The following is a 13,029-nucleotide window of genomic DNA, read 5'->3' on the forward strand; positions in this document are numbered from 1 at the left end:
CTGCACCCGGGCGTTAATCAATAAGCTTTTTAATCGCAGACGACATCAAACGTGCCTTCTTTGATCGCCATAACAAGGCGGTGCGCAGCAGTTTTTTGTGCCGGAACGCTGGCAATAACAGTAGCCCTATCTTTTTCAGCATTCGCGCAAATACCCGCCCAGGATGAAATCAGGAAGAAGTTTTCCAGCTCCTGCATGGTGGCTTTCGCGACCAACTCCTCAATCATCAGCAGTACCGCATGTAGAGGGTGATGCTTAAGGAGTTCCTGAAGGGCAAATCCGAACGCATTGATCATCACGGCATGGAACTGGATATAATCCCGTTTATATTCGGCTTGTGATACGCCATGCCTTATCCCTTCGATAGCTGTCAGGTTGAGCCATGCCTCCCATATATCGAATACATCACCCTCCGATAAGGGTTGTGCGCCAGAGGTAGAAAATTTTGCAGTTGCATCGCTCAGGGCTTTGAAGCTGATCCATAAATCACTTTTTGCGGGTACTACGTTGTGCTCAAAATCAGTAATTTCCGAGAACACTGCATGAGATGAAAGAAAAGACACCATATTCTGGGCAACCTGGTTCCTGCCGTTATAAGCCATATTGATTGCCGCAGACGGTTTGGAGACATTGTTGTTAATGTCTGAGAAAAACTGTTGCCGTGTCTTCAATGGCAGTTGCAGAGTCATCATCAAAGGCACATGGAGGTTTGAGTCAGAGATTTTGCAAAATTGCGAGATGCCAGCGGCACGGTGCTGCCCATCGAAAAGTTTAATTTCGGCGTCCATTGGAAAGCGAACCACTCCAACGTTAGTATTGCCGAACTCCTCAAACTCAACCTGTGAAGCGCAGTTACCGACAAGTGGCGGGACAATGAATGGCTCTTTGCGTTCATCAGCAGCCACCAGATATTCATAGAATTTTTTAACACGTGATTTGTTAATTTCACGCTGAGAACGCTCAAGTGTGTGACCATAATTATCGGATGCCAGTACACGGGCAAGAGTACGGCCTGGTACACTCATCAGAAGAATTATGTTTCCACCCTGCAACCCCCTTGAGGCGGGGAACTCAAAATAATATTCCATATTTGATTTGCTCATGGCTTCACCTCGTCGCGCAGTTTTTGTACGTAATAATCTCGTAGCGCATTGGCCGCCACAGAAATCAGCGTGTCAAAATCACAGACAACTGTATCGCCGTTGTGCTGTTCTGAATTTGCTATAACCTTCAACGCGCTAATCAGCGGCGCTGCCTCATCAGACTTGATCCCCGGGAGAAAGCGCTCCGTAGCAGGTGTTAGAGGCTGACGCGTGGAGGCGTAGTCAAAGTCTACGCCGTCCTTTACGAAGCAATCTGTGTTAATGAAACTGAGCATGTTAGCGTTCTCGCTTTCAAGCTGGTGGTTCCTTTCCATCGCTTCAGAAAGCGCAACGTAGGTCACATCGAGGCGTGTTGCCACCTCGCGCAGTAAGGCTGCATCGGCATCCTTGAGAACGCGCGCAACCTCGTATGCCCGCGCTATCAGTTCTTTGACGGTCAGGCGCATGCGCGGGCCTCCTCCAGTTCATTGAAGCGGTTCATAAACAGGCCATACGCCTGTCCTGGGCGCAGCGGGATAATCTGGATCAGATCCGATTCTGGAATGCCAGCCAGCATCGGCCACTCGGTACCGTCATCAATATCCAGATCGCGGCGTTCGGTTTTTAGCATGGTCAGGTCTGCATATTTCACTACCTGGCTGATTTCCTCCGGCAGGTTGTATTTATGGCGGATCAGCCTGTCTATACGGGCTGCAATGAACCGGTAATCCGGGACCAGCACTTTCAGCGGTGTGGGCAGATCGCAGCAGTATGCTTCTTCTCCATCATGCAGAAGTGCTTCAAGTGCGAACTCTGGCGGCACGATCTGGCTGCACAGTACCGAGTGCTGCGCCACGCTGTAGAACTCCGGCAGGTGGCCGCCGAAACGGCAGGTATGCGAAAGCGCCGTAGCGATATCCTCGATCACGATATCGTCGGCGGTGGAATTGAGGTAATCAAATTTCTTTCCGGATAATGTCTGAATAAAGCCCACTGTGTTTTCTCCATATAGCTGGCGCTCTGCACCGCGCCTGATTTTGGTTGCACGAATCCCTCGCCGGGTGGCGATAATAAAAAGGATTACGCTTCCATAAATGCCCCCGCAGGGGCACTTGCAGCAGCGAAATTAAGCGTTAAACGTACCGATAAACGTTTCCACGTCGCTGCCCTTAAATTTCTCTACCAGCAGATCACGGAACTCGGCGGCCATTGCTTCCTGCTGGGTTTCCAGCTGCACAATACGCAGAACCAGTACAGGGCGATCGCCGGTAATGATGCTCAGGCGGAGTTTAAAGGGACGTTCTGTCAGTCCTTCAAATGGCACACACTTAAACTCAAACGCCACCGGCATAATGTCTTTGGTTCGCGCTTCCACGGATTCCATTAATGAGCGCTTACCACTGAAGTCATTGTCTTCGAAGTCGGCAGACTGATTAGACTCGATGGTGATTTTGCGCACCGCTGCTGAAGCTTTCTTTGCATCAATTACAGCGCCACCGGCATCAAAACCTATAAGATAATCAGCCCAGTCCTCAAGCCATTCCGCCAGGTCTTTCTGATTGTTGCGATCGCCATTAATGCCCAGCAGCGCGGCGAATGGCGCTGTTTTTTTCAGGGACAGCACAGCCGTGTTATCAGCGTGACCAGGATTATCCAGCGTGCCGAGGTTGAATAAGGCCACCGCGCGCATTTCGTCTGCGTTGATAAAGCACCGGGACCCTGCAGCAGCATAACCAGTAGCGTAGCGGGCAAAGTCTTCAATACTGAAAGTCTGCAATTTTCCACGGAAGCGGTAACGCTCAAGGGAAAAGCGTTCCAGGCTTTCCACGTTGACGTTTTCCGGGACGACCGCCACCGGACAGTCAACAGACGAGAGTTTTTCTTCCAGAAACTGAGAAAGGACCAATTCCTGCACTTTACTGATTGCGCAGGCATCAACGGTATGAGACATGGTTTTTCCTTTTAATTTTATCGGGGGTTTTACTGCTGGGTACGCAGCTTCGCGTCAGTATCGCCGGCGAGACTGAAAAGCTGACCCTGGTCTTCCTGCAGGATTGTGAGCTTACCGCCGCGATTGACATACATCGGCGTTTCGGTGGTGTCTTCTTCAGACGACTTGCCGCGCGGGGTGGGGCGGACAAATGCCAGTTTGTGTTTGATCATCACGCGTTTTTCTTCGACTGAATTACTCATGCGATCGATATCCAGAGTAATGACGACCTTTCCCTTCTGGCCGTTATTGAGGACGCCGAAGGCAACCTCGCTCAGCGCCATCGAGATCTTGTTTTCGAAGACCCCGCCATCCAGTTCACCGATAAAATCCGGCACTACTGTTGCACGTTCATTTGACATAGGTTTTACCCTTTGAAAAGGCGGCTGCCACCGCCGGTTAGTTTCTCCACACAACACAAAAGAGCACCTGTACAAATTACGACTGCAACCGGTTTGTACCCGAAGCGATTGGGTTATGAGCCGTTGCAACGGTGATGCTCTTGTGTGTTGTGTAAAAAGGGCGGTACCAGCGACTTAAAGGGTTAACTCTGGTACCGCCAAGACTACACACAGCAATCACGATCCTAACGTGATGGGTTTGTGATGGCCGGTGCTGATCTCCGGCTTTGATGGTATTTGCCGCCATACTTTCAGGCGCGTCCCAAGTCTCCAATTCCCACCCGACCTGCCATTAAGGCTGCGCATCAGCCTGCGCATTCACCACAATCAAAAAGAGCGACCCTTCCACAGTATCGGTGCGGCCACCGGGGTTGGCCGTGCAAACATCCGGGAGAAGGGATGTGGCACCGTGTCGAATACTTTTTTGAACGCCCGCGCTCTTTGATTGTGGTCCCGGTTGCCTCCGGGGCTGTTTGTTCCAACTATTCCTGCCGTTGGCCACAAGAGCAGCAGCTTCTTTCGCTCGCACAAGGATATTGTTGTGACACCGGGTCGCTAACCCACTTATTTCCCGCCGCTCTGTTTTGGTATTGGCCGCAAGTTACTACGGCTCAGTCGATTTACGGGTCTTTGCGTCGACCGGCGCTGCAATACGCTTGTATACGCCACAACGGTGAGAGCACTGCGTAACCTGGCACCGATCTGGCCGCCGGTCGGTTTGTACTGGATTCTTCCCCAGTCACTGGCCCGGACAACGAAGCTTCTATGTGCGTTCCAACCAATACTCTCGCCTGTTATGTGCCTGTCTTTTCACCACATCAGGCTCGGTGGTATCTTGGTAGCTCTCACACTGCCAAGAGGTTTTTATGCGTATTGCTAATGATAATTTCTACCATCTCATAGAAAGCAAAATTGCCGACCTACACCAGATTCCTGTTAATGGCTTCGTTCAGGAACCTGGCTATTCCCAAGTGAAAAATCGTGCTGCATTGATACTTGCTCTTGAATATGTTCTTGATGCCCATCGTAAGAAATATGCTACTTATTGGAACCCACTTACTGGCAGGGCCGCCCTTCATCATCTTTTGCTTCAAAAATACAAGTGGCCTTTAAAAGAGATTCGATCTCTTGATCTACAGGACTCAATTTTTCTTTTGCAAGAAGAACTAGCCCTTGACGCTTTGCCCGAGGAAGCAAAAGAATCAATCAATTTCTTTGCTGGAGGTACTCGCCCTAATACCCATTTCCCCGAAATTCGCGAGGAAGAATGGGATTCCACGCTTAGCAGCCGTACTCCATTGAAGCGGCGCACTCCAGATTTTTGATTCTTGCGTCAACCTCAGCCAGCGCTTCAAGCAATTCTTGCTTTTCTTGCAGCGCTGAGCGGAGGAACCGAACAGAACGCAACTTCTCTTCCATCCATTTGCATAATTCTTCATCGGTAAAACCATTAGCGATGATTTTTGGTTCGCTCTTCGTCAAAGCTCATCCCTCAGGTGGTTTAGTTAACTTGCGAATCATCCCCATCTTCATACGCCTGGGGCGGCTACTTCGTGGGCGTCCTGCCTGTTCGCTGTGAATGTATTTAATGTACCTTTAGTTACCTTTTCCGTCAAGAGTAAATGTACTTTATGTTACCTTTTCAGATAAAAAAAACCTGCAAGTGTATGCAGGTTCGGTTGCTCCGTTAAATATTTTGAGTTATTTGCACAACTCTACCGATGATTCTACAGTTGCCATCGATCTGTATAGGTTTGAATGAGGGATTCAGAGGCATCAAGTATGCGAAAGGACTGTCCCAGACTAATTTTTTGACTGTAGCCTCAGATGAACCGTCTAGAATGGCGACTACTATTTTCCCGTACAGATCATCTAATTGACCATAGTTTGGTTCTACGATAACTATTGAGCCTTCTGGAATTGAAGGTAGCCCATTGGGGTTTGTCATTGACTCCCCTCGAACCACTAAACCAAAGACCTCCTGTGAAACATCGGCTGTTGTTTGTGTCCAAGTTATCACGTCGGTCAACCTCGACGCTGCAAAGCTTTCCGTCCAATGTCCTGCCTGGACAGCGGAAATAATCGGCACAGCAGTAGGTTGCTTAATGAAGGGTGTGACTTTGGTATCATCCTGCTTTGCATCTCCTTCTCCATAAAGGAGCCATTCCGGCGTAGTGGAAAGTGCCAAAGCAAGTTGATGTAAATTTTCCCCATCTGGTTTGGTGATGCCACTTTCCCATTTTGTTACAGACACGCGGCTTACACCCAGCCTTTTGGCTAGGTTCAATTGCGTTACATCCATCTGTAATCGCCTGGCTCTAATGCGATCTTTCATCTCTGTTCTCATGTAACTAATGTTACATTGATTTCATGTAACTGTTGTTTGCTATTTGATGTACCTTTTGTTACCTTAAAGGTACGTAATCAAGGAGGCCATAATGTTAAAAAAAGTTGTAGTCGAGCATTTCGGTGGCATTTCTAAAACTGCAAATGCCCTCAATATTTCGCATCCAGCCGTTTGCCGTTGGGGCGAAATAATCCCCGAAAAGCAGGCGTTCGTTATAGAGAGGATCACAAAAGGAAAGCTTAAATACGATTCATCTCTATATGAAAAAACTAACGGAACAGCGGCATAAATATAACTACCAAAAGGAAAACATCATGGTAGAGAGCATAAACACAGCAATCCGTCTTATGTGTAAATCACACAAACAAGGTCGTTTAGGGATGGCAAGTGATCTGGGCATGACCATCGACCAGTTTCATAACCATTTGTATCAGAAATGCGGTAGTCGCTTCTTCACGCTTAAAGAACTCGAGTCTATGGAAGATCTGTCCGGCACCAGTTTCTTCACAGAATACGTTGCTGAAAGGCAGGGTAAATTCCTGGTGGATAAGCCGGTACCTGGGCTTGTGGACAACGTCGATCTCTATGACATCGAGCTGAAAGCAGCGGTAGCTGAAGGGGATTTTGCAAGAGCAAAAATTGAAGCAATGGCCGACGGCGTGATTGACAAGAAGGAACGAATGTTTCTTTCGGATTTATTCAACGCGAAATTACGCCATCAGATACATGGGTTTATGGGCTTTTTGGCTTTGTATGGCGTTGGCATTGCAGATCACGCGGTTGACGCATTCGTAATTAATGGCCGGAAGGGTGACGCCCCGAGTGTGCAGCTCGAGGCGTCTGGCGCGCCAGCTTTCTAAGTGGAGAAATTTAACGCATGAACAGTTTAAACCGATACAGGCCTGCTAAGCAATTCAGATGCAAACCGCTGGTGGGCAATGCTCCGTTCGGCTATGAGGAAATCGTACATTCTGCGGACGGCAGCCACAACTACCAGACGCCAGTCGATATGGTAGGCGCATTTTCAGAAATGAATGAAAGAGGGCGTCTTGAGTGGAACTGCTTGACAGGCGTTACATCGACAACCGTGGATTTGAAGTCCATGTCATCGGCTATGACCGGGATAAGCGCCAGGTTATCTACAGGCGCGCCGGTTATCCGCACGACTGCATGCAGCCTGTTGAACGGTTCCGGGAGAAATTCAGAAGGGTGGAAGGATGAGCACTAAGTTAACCGGCTATGTGTGGGACGCCTGCGCTTCGTCGGGTATGAAGCTGACCAGCGTGGCAATTATGGCGCGCCTGGCGGACTTCAGCAGCGACGAGGGCATTTGCTGGCCTTCCATCGACACCATTGCCCGCCAGCTGGGCGCAGGTGCCAGCACCATTCGTACAGCGATCGCTAATCTCGAAAAAGAGGGCTGGCTGGTACGTAAACAGCGCCGCCAGGGTAATCGTAATGCCTCGAACGTCTATCACCTTAACGTTGCAAAGTTACGGGCTGCGGCATTTTCTCACCTGCCAGAATCCGACGCCTCAGAATCTGACCCGTCAAAACCTGATGCGTCAGATTCTGATGCATCAAAATCCGACCCGTCGAAATCTGGCAAAAAAGGCGGTTTTGACCCGTCAGAATCTGGCGGGGATCCGTCAGTAAAATCAACACAAGATCCACAAGTAAAACCTAAACCCTTTTGTCAGGTTGCCGGGCAACCCGACCGGGATGTGATGATCACTGATCAAGCTAAACAGGTTTTAACTCACCTGAACCAGAAAACCGGATCCCGGTACCAGGTCTGTAAATCATCGCTGGAAAACATCCGTGCCCGCCTGGGCGAGGGGTTCAGCCTGGATGAGCTGGTGCTTGTTGTGGACTACAACACCGCGAAGTGGAGCGAAGACCTCAAGATGGCGGAATACCTGCGTCCGACCACGCTGTTTCAGCCGACAAAATTTCCTGCCTACCTCAAAGCCGCTACCAACTGGGATAACGCGGGGCGTCCACTGCGCCAGAACGGGGAGTGGGTGAGCAGCCCGGCGGCGCGTGCATCATTTGACAACGTTGATTATTCACTGCCAGAAAATGCGGGGTTCCGGTCATGAGATATGGATCCGTTTGCAGCGGTATTGAAGCCGCAACAGTTGCCTGGGAGCCGCTGGGTTGGAAAGCTGCATGGTTTGCTGAGATAGAAAAATTCCCGTCGGCCGTCCTGGCAGCCCGTTGGCCTGAAGTGAATAACCTTGGCGATATGACAAAAATCGCCGCCGCTGTGAGGGCCGGAGACGTCGAAGCGCCAGATGTGGTGGTCGGAGGCACACCGTGCCAGGCATTCAGTATCGCTGGTTTACGAAACGGACTCGCCGACGCGCGCGGGCAATTAACTCTTTCATATGTGGAGCTGGCAAATGCCATCGACGACAAACGCACTGAGCGGCAGGAAGAAGAAGCAATCTTCGTCTGGGAAAACGTCCCGGGTGTCCTCTCAGACAAAGATAACGCTTTCGGGCACTTCCTTGCCGGGCTGGCTGGAGAAAATGAAGCAATCGAACCTGGTGAACGACCTGCAGCAGGTAAAAGCAATGGATACTGGCGCTGGAATAAAAAAACCTGTCAGCACATTGCAGCATGGCCGCAGCGTGGTTGTATTTATGGACCACAGCGCGCGCTGGCCTGGGTTGTCAGAGATGCCCAATACTTCGGAGTGGCCCAACGACGCAAGCGTGTGTTCGTTGTCGCAAGTGCTCGAAAAGGATTCGATCCCGCAGAAGTACTTTTTGAGTTCGACGGCATGCGCCGGGATACTCCGCCGAGCCGCGAACCGCAATCGGCAGTTGCCACCAATGCTGAAGAGCGCCCTGAGAGCGGTAGCCACTGGGACAACTCGTTAAATCCACATCCAACTCTCAATCAGTCAAACAATACTGGTGGCATAGGACAAAGCAACCAGGAGATTTTTGCTCAGCGTGGTGCAGGCATCGTCTGTAACGATCATCATTCAGCAGTTTATTCTTCTGTAGCACGCACCCTTTTGGCAAAAGAAAACGACAGTACCGCTGAGGATTTAGAAACATACGTTCTGGCTTATGGCGGGGGCAATACTGCCGGAAGTATTGACGTTGCAACCGCATGTACCGCGCATGGCGTGAGGATGGATTTTGATACGGAAACCTTCGCTGTGCATGGTACTCAGGATCCTGATTTTAATTTCGAGCTTGCGCATACGTTGGGGCGCAACGGCGGCCAGGAAAATGCATGCATTGCTTTCAGCTATAAGGATTATGGTGCTGATGCCACTGTTAATTTATCTCCAACCATCCGCGCCGGGAATCACGACACCAGCCATGCAAATAGTGGTCAACCTCCAGCTGTAGCTTTTGCTGAAAATAGCCGGAACGAGATACGGTTACAGAATGGTGATGGGCAGATTACTGGCCCACTATCAACCGGTGGCGGCAAACCAGGACAGGGTTATGCAGCTATCGCAACAAAAATGCAGGTACGTCGCCTCACACCAATAGAGTGCGAGCGCCTTCAGGGCTTCCCTGACAACCATACCCTCATTGTCTGGCGCGGCCGAGAGGTTGCTGATTGCCCGGATGGGCCGCGCTACAAAGCGATCGGCAACTCTATGGCAGTTCCGGTTATGCGCTGGATTGGCGAACGTATCGCCGCTGCGCTGCCAACGGAAGAACCAGCGCCGCGCACATGGCAGCGCCCGTTCCTGAAGTGGGCTGGTGGCAAATACTCTCTGCTGCCGGAACTGGATCGTCTTATCCCGGCAGGAAAACGCCTGATTGAACCATTTGTGGGCGGCGGTTCGGTATTCATCAACTCGAATAAACATGCCGCTTTCCTGCTGGCAGATGTTAACGCCGATTTGATTAACCTTTATCAGATGCTGGCGCTGGTGCCGGAAAAGGTGATGTGCCATGCACGGCTTTTATTCAGCAGCCTTAACACTGCGGAAGGTTACACAGCGGTTCGCGATGAGTTCAACCGGCAGCTCATCGCAGCACCGGAGCGCGCGGCTGCTTTTTTGTTCCTCAACCGCCATTGCTTTAACGGCCTGATCCGCTACAACCGCGCCGGAGAATTTAACGTCGGCTGGGGCAAATATCCGGCACCGTATTTTCCTGAAAACGAAATAAAAGTATTTGCTGACATGGCACATAACTGCGTTTTTATGAACGCTGGTTTTCGCCGCACGCTGTCGCTGGCAGGCGAGGGTGATGTTGTGTACTGCGATCCGCCTTATGAACCGATGCCGGGTACCGCAGGCTTTACCGGTTATGCCTCCGGAGGTTTCACCTTGGAGGATCAGATCGCTCTCGCAGAATGCTGCGTTGCAGCCCACCAGCGTGAGGCGCGTATCGTCATATCAAATTCTGTGGCCCCGCGCATCGTTGAACTGTACGAGCAGCATGGGTTTTCGCTGAATTACGTCACCGCACGCCGATCCATTTCAAGCAAAGGCAGCACCCGCGAGATCGCAAAAGATCTCGTCGCGGTGCTTTAAGGGGGAACAGTGGAAAAAGACAAAAAATTAACTGTCAGCCAGCAGAAGGTGCTCGACGAACTGATCGCATTCCAGCACGAGCATGGTTTTTCACCAACAGCGGCCGAGCTGGCTAAACGTCTGGGTTTTCGTTCGCCCAACGCCGCCGCAGATCATTTACGCGCACTTCATAAAAAAGGCGTTATTTCGATCTCGCCTGGCATATCGCGCGGCATCGCTATTACCAGCATGAGTAATGAGGCCAAGGCAATATCCCTCCTGCGTTCGCTGGTGGATGGTGATGAGTACGCCAGAGAGCATGCGATCGCTTTCCTGGAATCCCGCGGGGAGGCGGCATGAAGTTAATTCTGCCGTTCCCACCCAGCGTTAACACCTACTGGCGCGCACCTAATAAAGGCCCACTGAAGGGCAGGCATCTTATCAGCGCCAAAGGGCGGGAATACCAGAGCGCAGCGTGTGCGGCGATCATTAAGCAATTGCGCAGACTGCCTAAGCCCACTACCGCAGACGTGGCGGTAGAGATCATCTTCTACCCGCCCGACGCCCGCCGCCGGGATCTGGATAACTACAACAAAGCGCTTTTCGATGCGCTGACACACGCTGGCGTATGGAAAGACGACAGCCAGGTAAAACGCATGCTGGTGGAGTGGGGACCAGTGGTACCGAAAGGGAAGGTTGAAATCACCATCAGTAAGTATGAGCCAGCGGTTTCAACGGCGTGAACCAGTGGATATGCATACAGTTAAGGTTGAAAGATATGCAAATCAGCAGTAAGGTCAATATGTGCAAACGAAGCGGGAGTGCAGTCCCGTTAGTAACAAAAAAAGTGGAGAAACCTATGAGTCAATTACTCGTGATTGACGGCGTTTCCGTACGCCGTGATATTTTTGGTCGTTACTGCCTTAACGATCTCCATCGCGCTGCCGGTGCTCATGATAAGCACAAGCCAGCGTTCTGGCTCCGGAACGAGCAAACCGAACAATTAATAAGCGAGTTGCAAATTAGCAACTCGGAAGCGCCGGAACCCGTAAGTGTTATTCGGGGCGGTAAAGAGCAGGGCAGTTACGTCTGCAAAGAACTGGTCTACTCCTACGCTATGTGGATCAGCCCACAGTTCAGCCTGAGGGTAATTCGGACGTTTGATGCAGCCGTAAGCCTGCCAGCAACCTCTAACAGCCTGGCGGCAGATAAAATGCAGGCTGGCGTTATCCTGCTCGATTTTATGCAGCGATCCCTTAATCTATCAAATTCCTCCGTACTGGGCGCGTGCCAGAAGCTTCAGGAGGCCGTTGGCCTACCGAACCTTGCTCCTCACTACGCCATTGACGCGCCTGCTGGCGCACCGGATGGCTCCAGCCGCCCCACGCAGTCTCTGAGCGCTCTGCTTAAAGCCAGTGGCATCCGCATTACTGCATCGCTGGCATACCAGCAGCTGGCTAAACTGGGGATCGTCGAGCAGAAGGAGCGCCGCAGTCGTTCAGGTGCAAACGGCGTGAAGCGCTTCTGGTCTGTGACCGCCAGGGGCTGCATGTACGGGAAGAACATCACCAGCCCTGCCAACCCACGCGAAACTCAGCCACATTTTTTCGAGTCGAAATTTCCAGAGCTACTGCGCCTGCTTGAAACAGTACATTGAGGTGATAAGTGAGAGCACTGCTTAAACCCGATATTGCCCGCCACCTGGGTATCGTGCTGCTGAGGCCCGGAAGTGAGCTGATGACAATCTTCAGTTCCGGACGGGTGCTGGTGGAGCCGCAGCCGGAAAATATGATGCATCTCCCTACCGGGCGTGTTGCTGATGCCCGGCAGCCACTGGCAGAAGATGAGAGGCTATATTCGTTCTTCTGCGATGAGCGGGTGATCCATGCCGCTGGCGGTATCGGCGCGCTGGAATCCTGGCTCGAGCGGTATGGCGGGGGAAAATGCCAGTGGCCGCACTCGGACTATCACCACTGCGAGCTGGTCACCCAGCGACACGAACCCGGCGCGCTGCTGCTGTGCTGGCACTGCGATAACAATCTGCGCGAACAGACCACCGACACGATGGCGGCCCTGGCCCGCCAGAACGTTGCCAGATGGATAGTGGATGTGGCGCGCTTGTCATCCGGCTATGACGCATCGCGGGAGCTGTCATTGTCCGAGCTATGCTGGTGGACGGTTTATGCCGGTGTGGCTGACGCTATCCCGGAAGATATGGCGCGCCGCGCGCTGAGTCTACCTGGAGAACCGCATCAGTCTGTTTATCGCGGTCACGATCTCGGCCCGTCTGTCGGTGGTAAAGAGGTGCTGGGCAAGCGGCTGAAGAAATATAAGCCAGCCGCGCGCCAGTCAGCCGAGCCACCAGCAGCTAAACCAGTGGTAAATATTCAGGTTGATCCGGAATCGCCCGAAAGCCTGATGCTTCGCCCGAAGCGTCGGCGCTGGGTGAATGAAAAATATACCCGGTGGGCTAAAACGCAGGTATGCATCTGCTGCGGCAAGCCAGCAGATGATCCGCACCATCTTATTGGTTACGGGCAGGGTGGCATGGGAACCAAAGCGCATGATCTCTTTGTGATCCCGCTGTGCAGGGCGCATCACGATGAGTTACATGCTGATCCAGCGGCGTTTGAAGCGAAATATGGCAGCCAGCCAGAGCTGGTGATGAAGACAATAGACCGTGCGCTGGCCTTCGGCGTGCTGGCGTAAAGGAG

At 51.7% G+C, this 13,029-nt stretch carries 17 protein-coding genes; 10 read left to right on the plus strand and 7 right to left on the minus strand.

Going from position 1 to position 13,029, the window contains the following annotated elements:
- Window positions 1-29: 29 nt before the first annotated feature.
- The 5 genes from INT84_RS04455 to INT84_RS04475 form a co-directional block, all read right to left on the minus strand.
- Window positions 30-1,103, minus strand: a complete 1,074-nt coding sequence (locus INT84_RS04455; protein ID WP_194205782.1) for a DGQHR domain-containing protein — start codon at window positions 1,101-1,103, stop codon at window positions 30-32.
- The gene (locus INT84_RS04460) at window positions 1,100-1,549 is read right to left on the minus strand and encodes a hypothetical protein (RefSeq protein WP_194206134.1); all 450 of its coding nucleotides are present in this window, start codon (window positions 1,547-1,549) and stop codon (window positions 1,100-1,102) included. Before INT84_RS04460 ends, INT84_RS04455 begins: the two co-directional genes overlap by 4 nt.
- A complete protein-coding gene (locus INT84_RS04465; RefSeq protein WP_194205783.1) occupies window positions 1,540-2,076 on the minus strand; it encodes an HD family hydrolase in 537 nt (178 codons plus the stop codon). Before INT84_RS04465 ends, INT84_RS04460 begins: the two co-directional genes overlap by 10 nt.
- A gap of 132 nt (window positions 2,077-2,208) precedes the next feature.
- A complete protein-coding gene (locus INT84_RS04470) occupies window positions 2,209-3,033 on the minus strand; it encodes a YfdQ family protein (RefSeq protein ID WP_194205784.1) in 825 nt (274 codons plus the stop codon).
- Window positions 3,034-3,062: 29 nt separating this feature from the next.
- Window positions 3,063-3,434 carry a hypothetical protein gene (locus tag INT84_RS04475; protein ID WP_194205785.1) on the minus strand — a complete coding sequence of 124 codons (372 nt, stop codon included), beginning with the start codon at window positions 3,432-3,434 and terminating at the stop codon, window positions 3,063-3,065.
- Between the two features lie 905 nt (window positions 3,435-4,339).
- On the opposite strand from INT84_RS04475, the gene INT84_RS04480 reads away from it, so the two are divergent.
- Complete coding sequence (locus INT84_RS04480) at window positions 4,340-4,798, plus strand: hypothetical protein (RefSeq protein ID WP_194205786.1); 459 nt, start codon at window positions 4,340-4,342, stop codon at window positions 4,796-4,798.
- Here INT84_RS04480 and INT84_RS04485 read toward each other — a convergent pair.
- Window positions 4,755-4,955 (minus strand): hypothetical protein, encoded by a 201-nt coding sequence (locus INT84_RS04485; protein WP_194205787.1) that lies wholly within the window; start codon window positions 4,953-4,955, stop codon window positions 4,755-4,757. The genes INT84_RS04480 and INT84_RS04485 overlap by 44 nt on opposite strands.
- 205 nt (window positions 4,956-5,160) lie before the next feature.
- Window positions 5,161-5,820, minus strand: coding sequence for a LexA family transcriptional regulator (locus tag INT84_RS04490; protein WP_194205788.1), 660 nt, complete (start codon window positions 5,818-5,820; stop codon window positions 5,161-5,163).
- Between the two features lie 91 nt (window positions 5,821-5,911).
- Between INT84_RS04490 and INT84_RS04495 the strand changes: the two genes are divergently transcribed.
- From INT84_RS04495 to INT84_RS04535, 9 genes are all read left to right on the plus strand, one after another.
- A complete protein-coding gene (locus INT84_RS04495) occupies window positions 5,912-6,109 on the plus strand; it encodes a Cro/CI family transcriptional regulator (protein WP_194205789.1) in 198 nt (65 codons plus the stop codon).
- A 25-nt stretch (window positions 6,110-6,134) separates the two neighbouring features.
- Entirely contained in the window at window positions 6,135-6,680 is a 546-nt protein-coding gene (locus tag INT84_RS04500) for a YmfL family putative regulatory protein (RefSeq protein WP_194205790.1), read from the plus strand.
- A 193-nt stretch (window positions 6,681-6,873) separates the two neighbouring features.
- Window positions 6,874-7,041 carry a DUF4222 domain-containing protein gene (locus INT84_RS04505; RefSeq protein ID WP_194205791.1) on the plus strand — a complete coding sequence of 56 codons (168 nt, stop codon included), beginning with the start codon at window positions 6,874-6,876 and terminating at the stop codon, window positions 7,039-7,041.
- Window positions 7,038-7,922, plus strand: a complete 885-nt coding sequence (locus tag INT84_RS04510; RefSeq protein WP_194205792.1) for a conserved phage C-terminal domain-containing protein — start codon at window positions 7,038-7,040, stop codon at window positions 7,920-7,922. Before INT84_RS04505 ends, INT84_RS04510 begins: the two co-directional genes overlap by 4 nt.
- Window positions 7,919-10,336: a Dam family site-specific DNA-(adenine-N6)-methyltransferase gene (locus tag INT84_RS04515; RefSeq protein WP_194205793.1), complete on the plus strand. Its 2,418-nt coding sequence runs from the start codon at window positions 7,919-7,921 to the stop codon at window positions 10,334-10,336. Before INT84_RS04510 ends, INT84_RS04515 begins: the two co-directional genes overlap by 4 nt.
- A 9-nt stretch (window positions 10,337-10,345) precedes the next feature.
- On the plus strand, window positions 10,346-10,675 hold the full coding sequence (locus tag INT84_RS04520; RefSeq protein WP_194205794.1) for a LexA family transcriptional regulator: 330 nt from the start codon (window positions 10,346-10,348) through the stop codon (window positions 10,673-10,675).
- Window positions 10,672-11,058: a RusA family crossover junction endodeoxyribonuclease gene (locus INT84_RS04525; RefSeq protein WP_194205795.1), complete on the plus strand. Its 387-nt coding sequence runs from the start codon at window positions 10,672-10,674 to the stop codon at window positions 11,056-11,058. The genes INT84_RS04520 and INT84_RS04525 overlap by 4 nt, the downstream gene beginning before the upstream one ends.
- 116 nt (window positions 11,059-11,174) lie before the next feature.
- The gene (locus tag INT84_RS04530; protein ID WP_194205796.1) at window positions 11,175-11,972 is read left to right on the plus strand and encodes a KilA-N domain-containing protein; all 798 of its coding nucleotides are present in this window, start codon (window positions 11,175-11,177) and stop codon (window positions 11,970-11,972) included.
- Window positions 11,973-11,980: 8 nt separating this feature from the next.
- Window positions 11,981-13,024, plus strand: a complete 1,044-nt coding sequence (locus tag INT84_RS04535; RefSeq protein WP_176918299.1) for a DUF968 domain-containing protein — start codon at window positions 11,981-11,983, stop codon at window positions 13,022-13,024.
- Window positions 13,025-13,029 lie beyond the last annotated feature (5 nt).

Origin of the sequence: Superficieibacter sp. 1612_C1 (assembly GCF_015234305.1) — a bacterium.
Lineage (GTDB): Bacteria > Pseudomonadota > Gammaproteobacteria > Enterobacterales > Enterobacteriaceae > Superficieibacter.

Bases quoted from the DNA above. Each gene is read 5' to 3' on its own strand.
- INT84_RS04470 (WP_194205784.1), bottom strand. From the start codon at position 3,033: ATGTCTCATACCGTTGATGCCTGCGCAATCAGTAAAGTGCAGGAATTG.
- INT84_RS04480 (WP_194205786.1), top strand. From the start codon at position 4,340: ATGCGTATTGCTAATGATAATTTCTACCATCTCATAGAAAGCAAAATT.
- INT84_RS04515 (WP_194205793.1), top strand. From the start codon at position 7,919: ATGAGATATGGATCCGTTTGCAGCGGTATTGAAGCCGCAACAGTTGCC.
- INT84_RS04460 (WP_194206134.1), bottom strand. From the start codon at position 1,549: ATGCGCCTGACCGTCAAAGAACTGATAGCGCGGGCATACGAGGTTGCG.
- INT84_RS04525 (WP_194205795.1), top strand. From the start codon at position 10,672: ATGAAGTTAATTCTGCCGTTCCCACCCAGCGTTAACACCTACTGGCGC.
- INT84_RS04495 (WP_194205789.1), top strand. From the start codon at position 5,912: ATGTTAAAAAAAGTTGTAGTCGAGCATTTCGGTGGCATTTCTAAAACT.
- INT84_RS04490 (WP_194205788.1), bottom strand. From the start codon at position 5,820: ATGAGAACAGAGATGAAAGATCGCATTAGAGCCAGGCGATTACAGATG.
- INT84_RS04510 (WP_194205792.1), top strand. From the start codon at position 7,038: ATGAGCACTAAGTTAACCGGCTATGTGTGGGACGCCTGCGCTTCGTCG.
- INT84_RS04500 (WP_194205790.1), top strand. From the start codon at position 6,135: ATGGTAGAGAGCATAAACACAGCAATCCGTCTTATGTGTAAATCACAC.
- INT84_RS04475 (WP_194205785.1), bottom strand. From the start codon at position 3,434: ATGTCAAATGAACGTGCAACAGTAGTGCCGGATTTTATCGGTGAACTG.
- INT84_RS04530 (WP_194205796.1), top strand. From the start codon at position 11,175: ATGAGTCAATTACTCGTGATTGACGGCGTTTCCGTACGCCGTGATATT.
- INT84_RS04455 (WP_194205782.1), bottom strand. From the start codon at position 1,103: ATGAGCAAATCAAATATGGAATATTATTTTGAGTTCCCCGCCTCAAGG.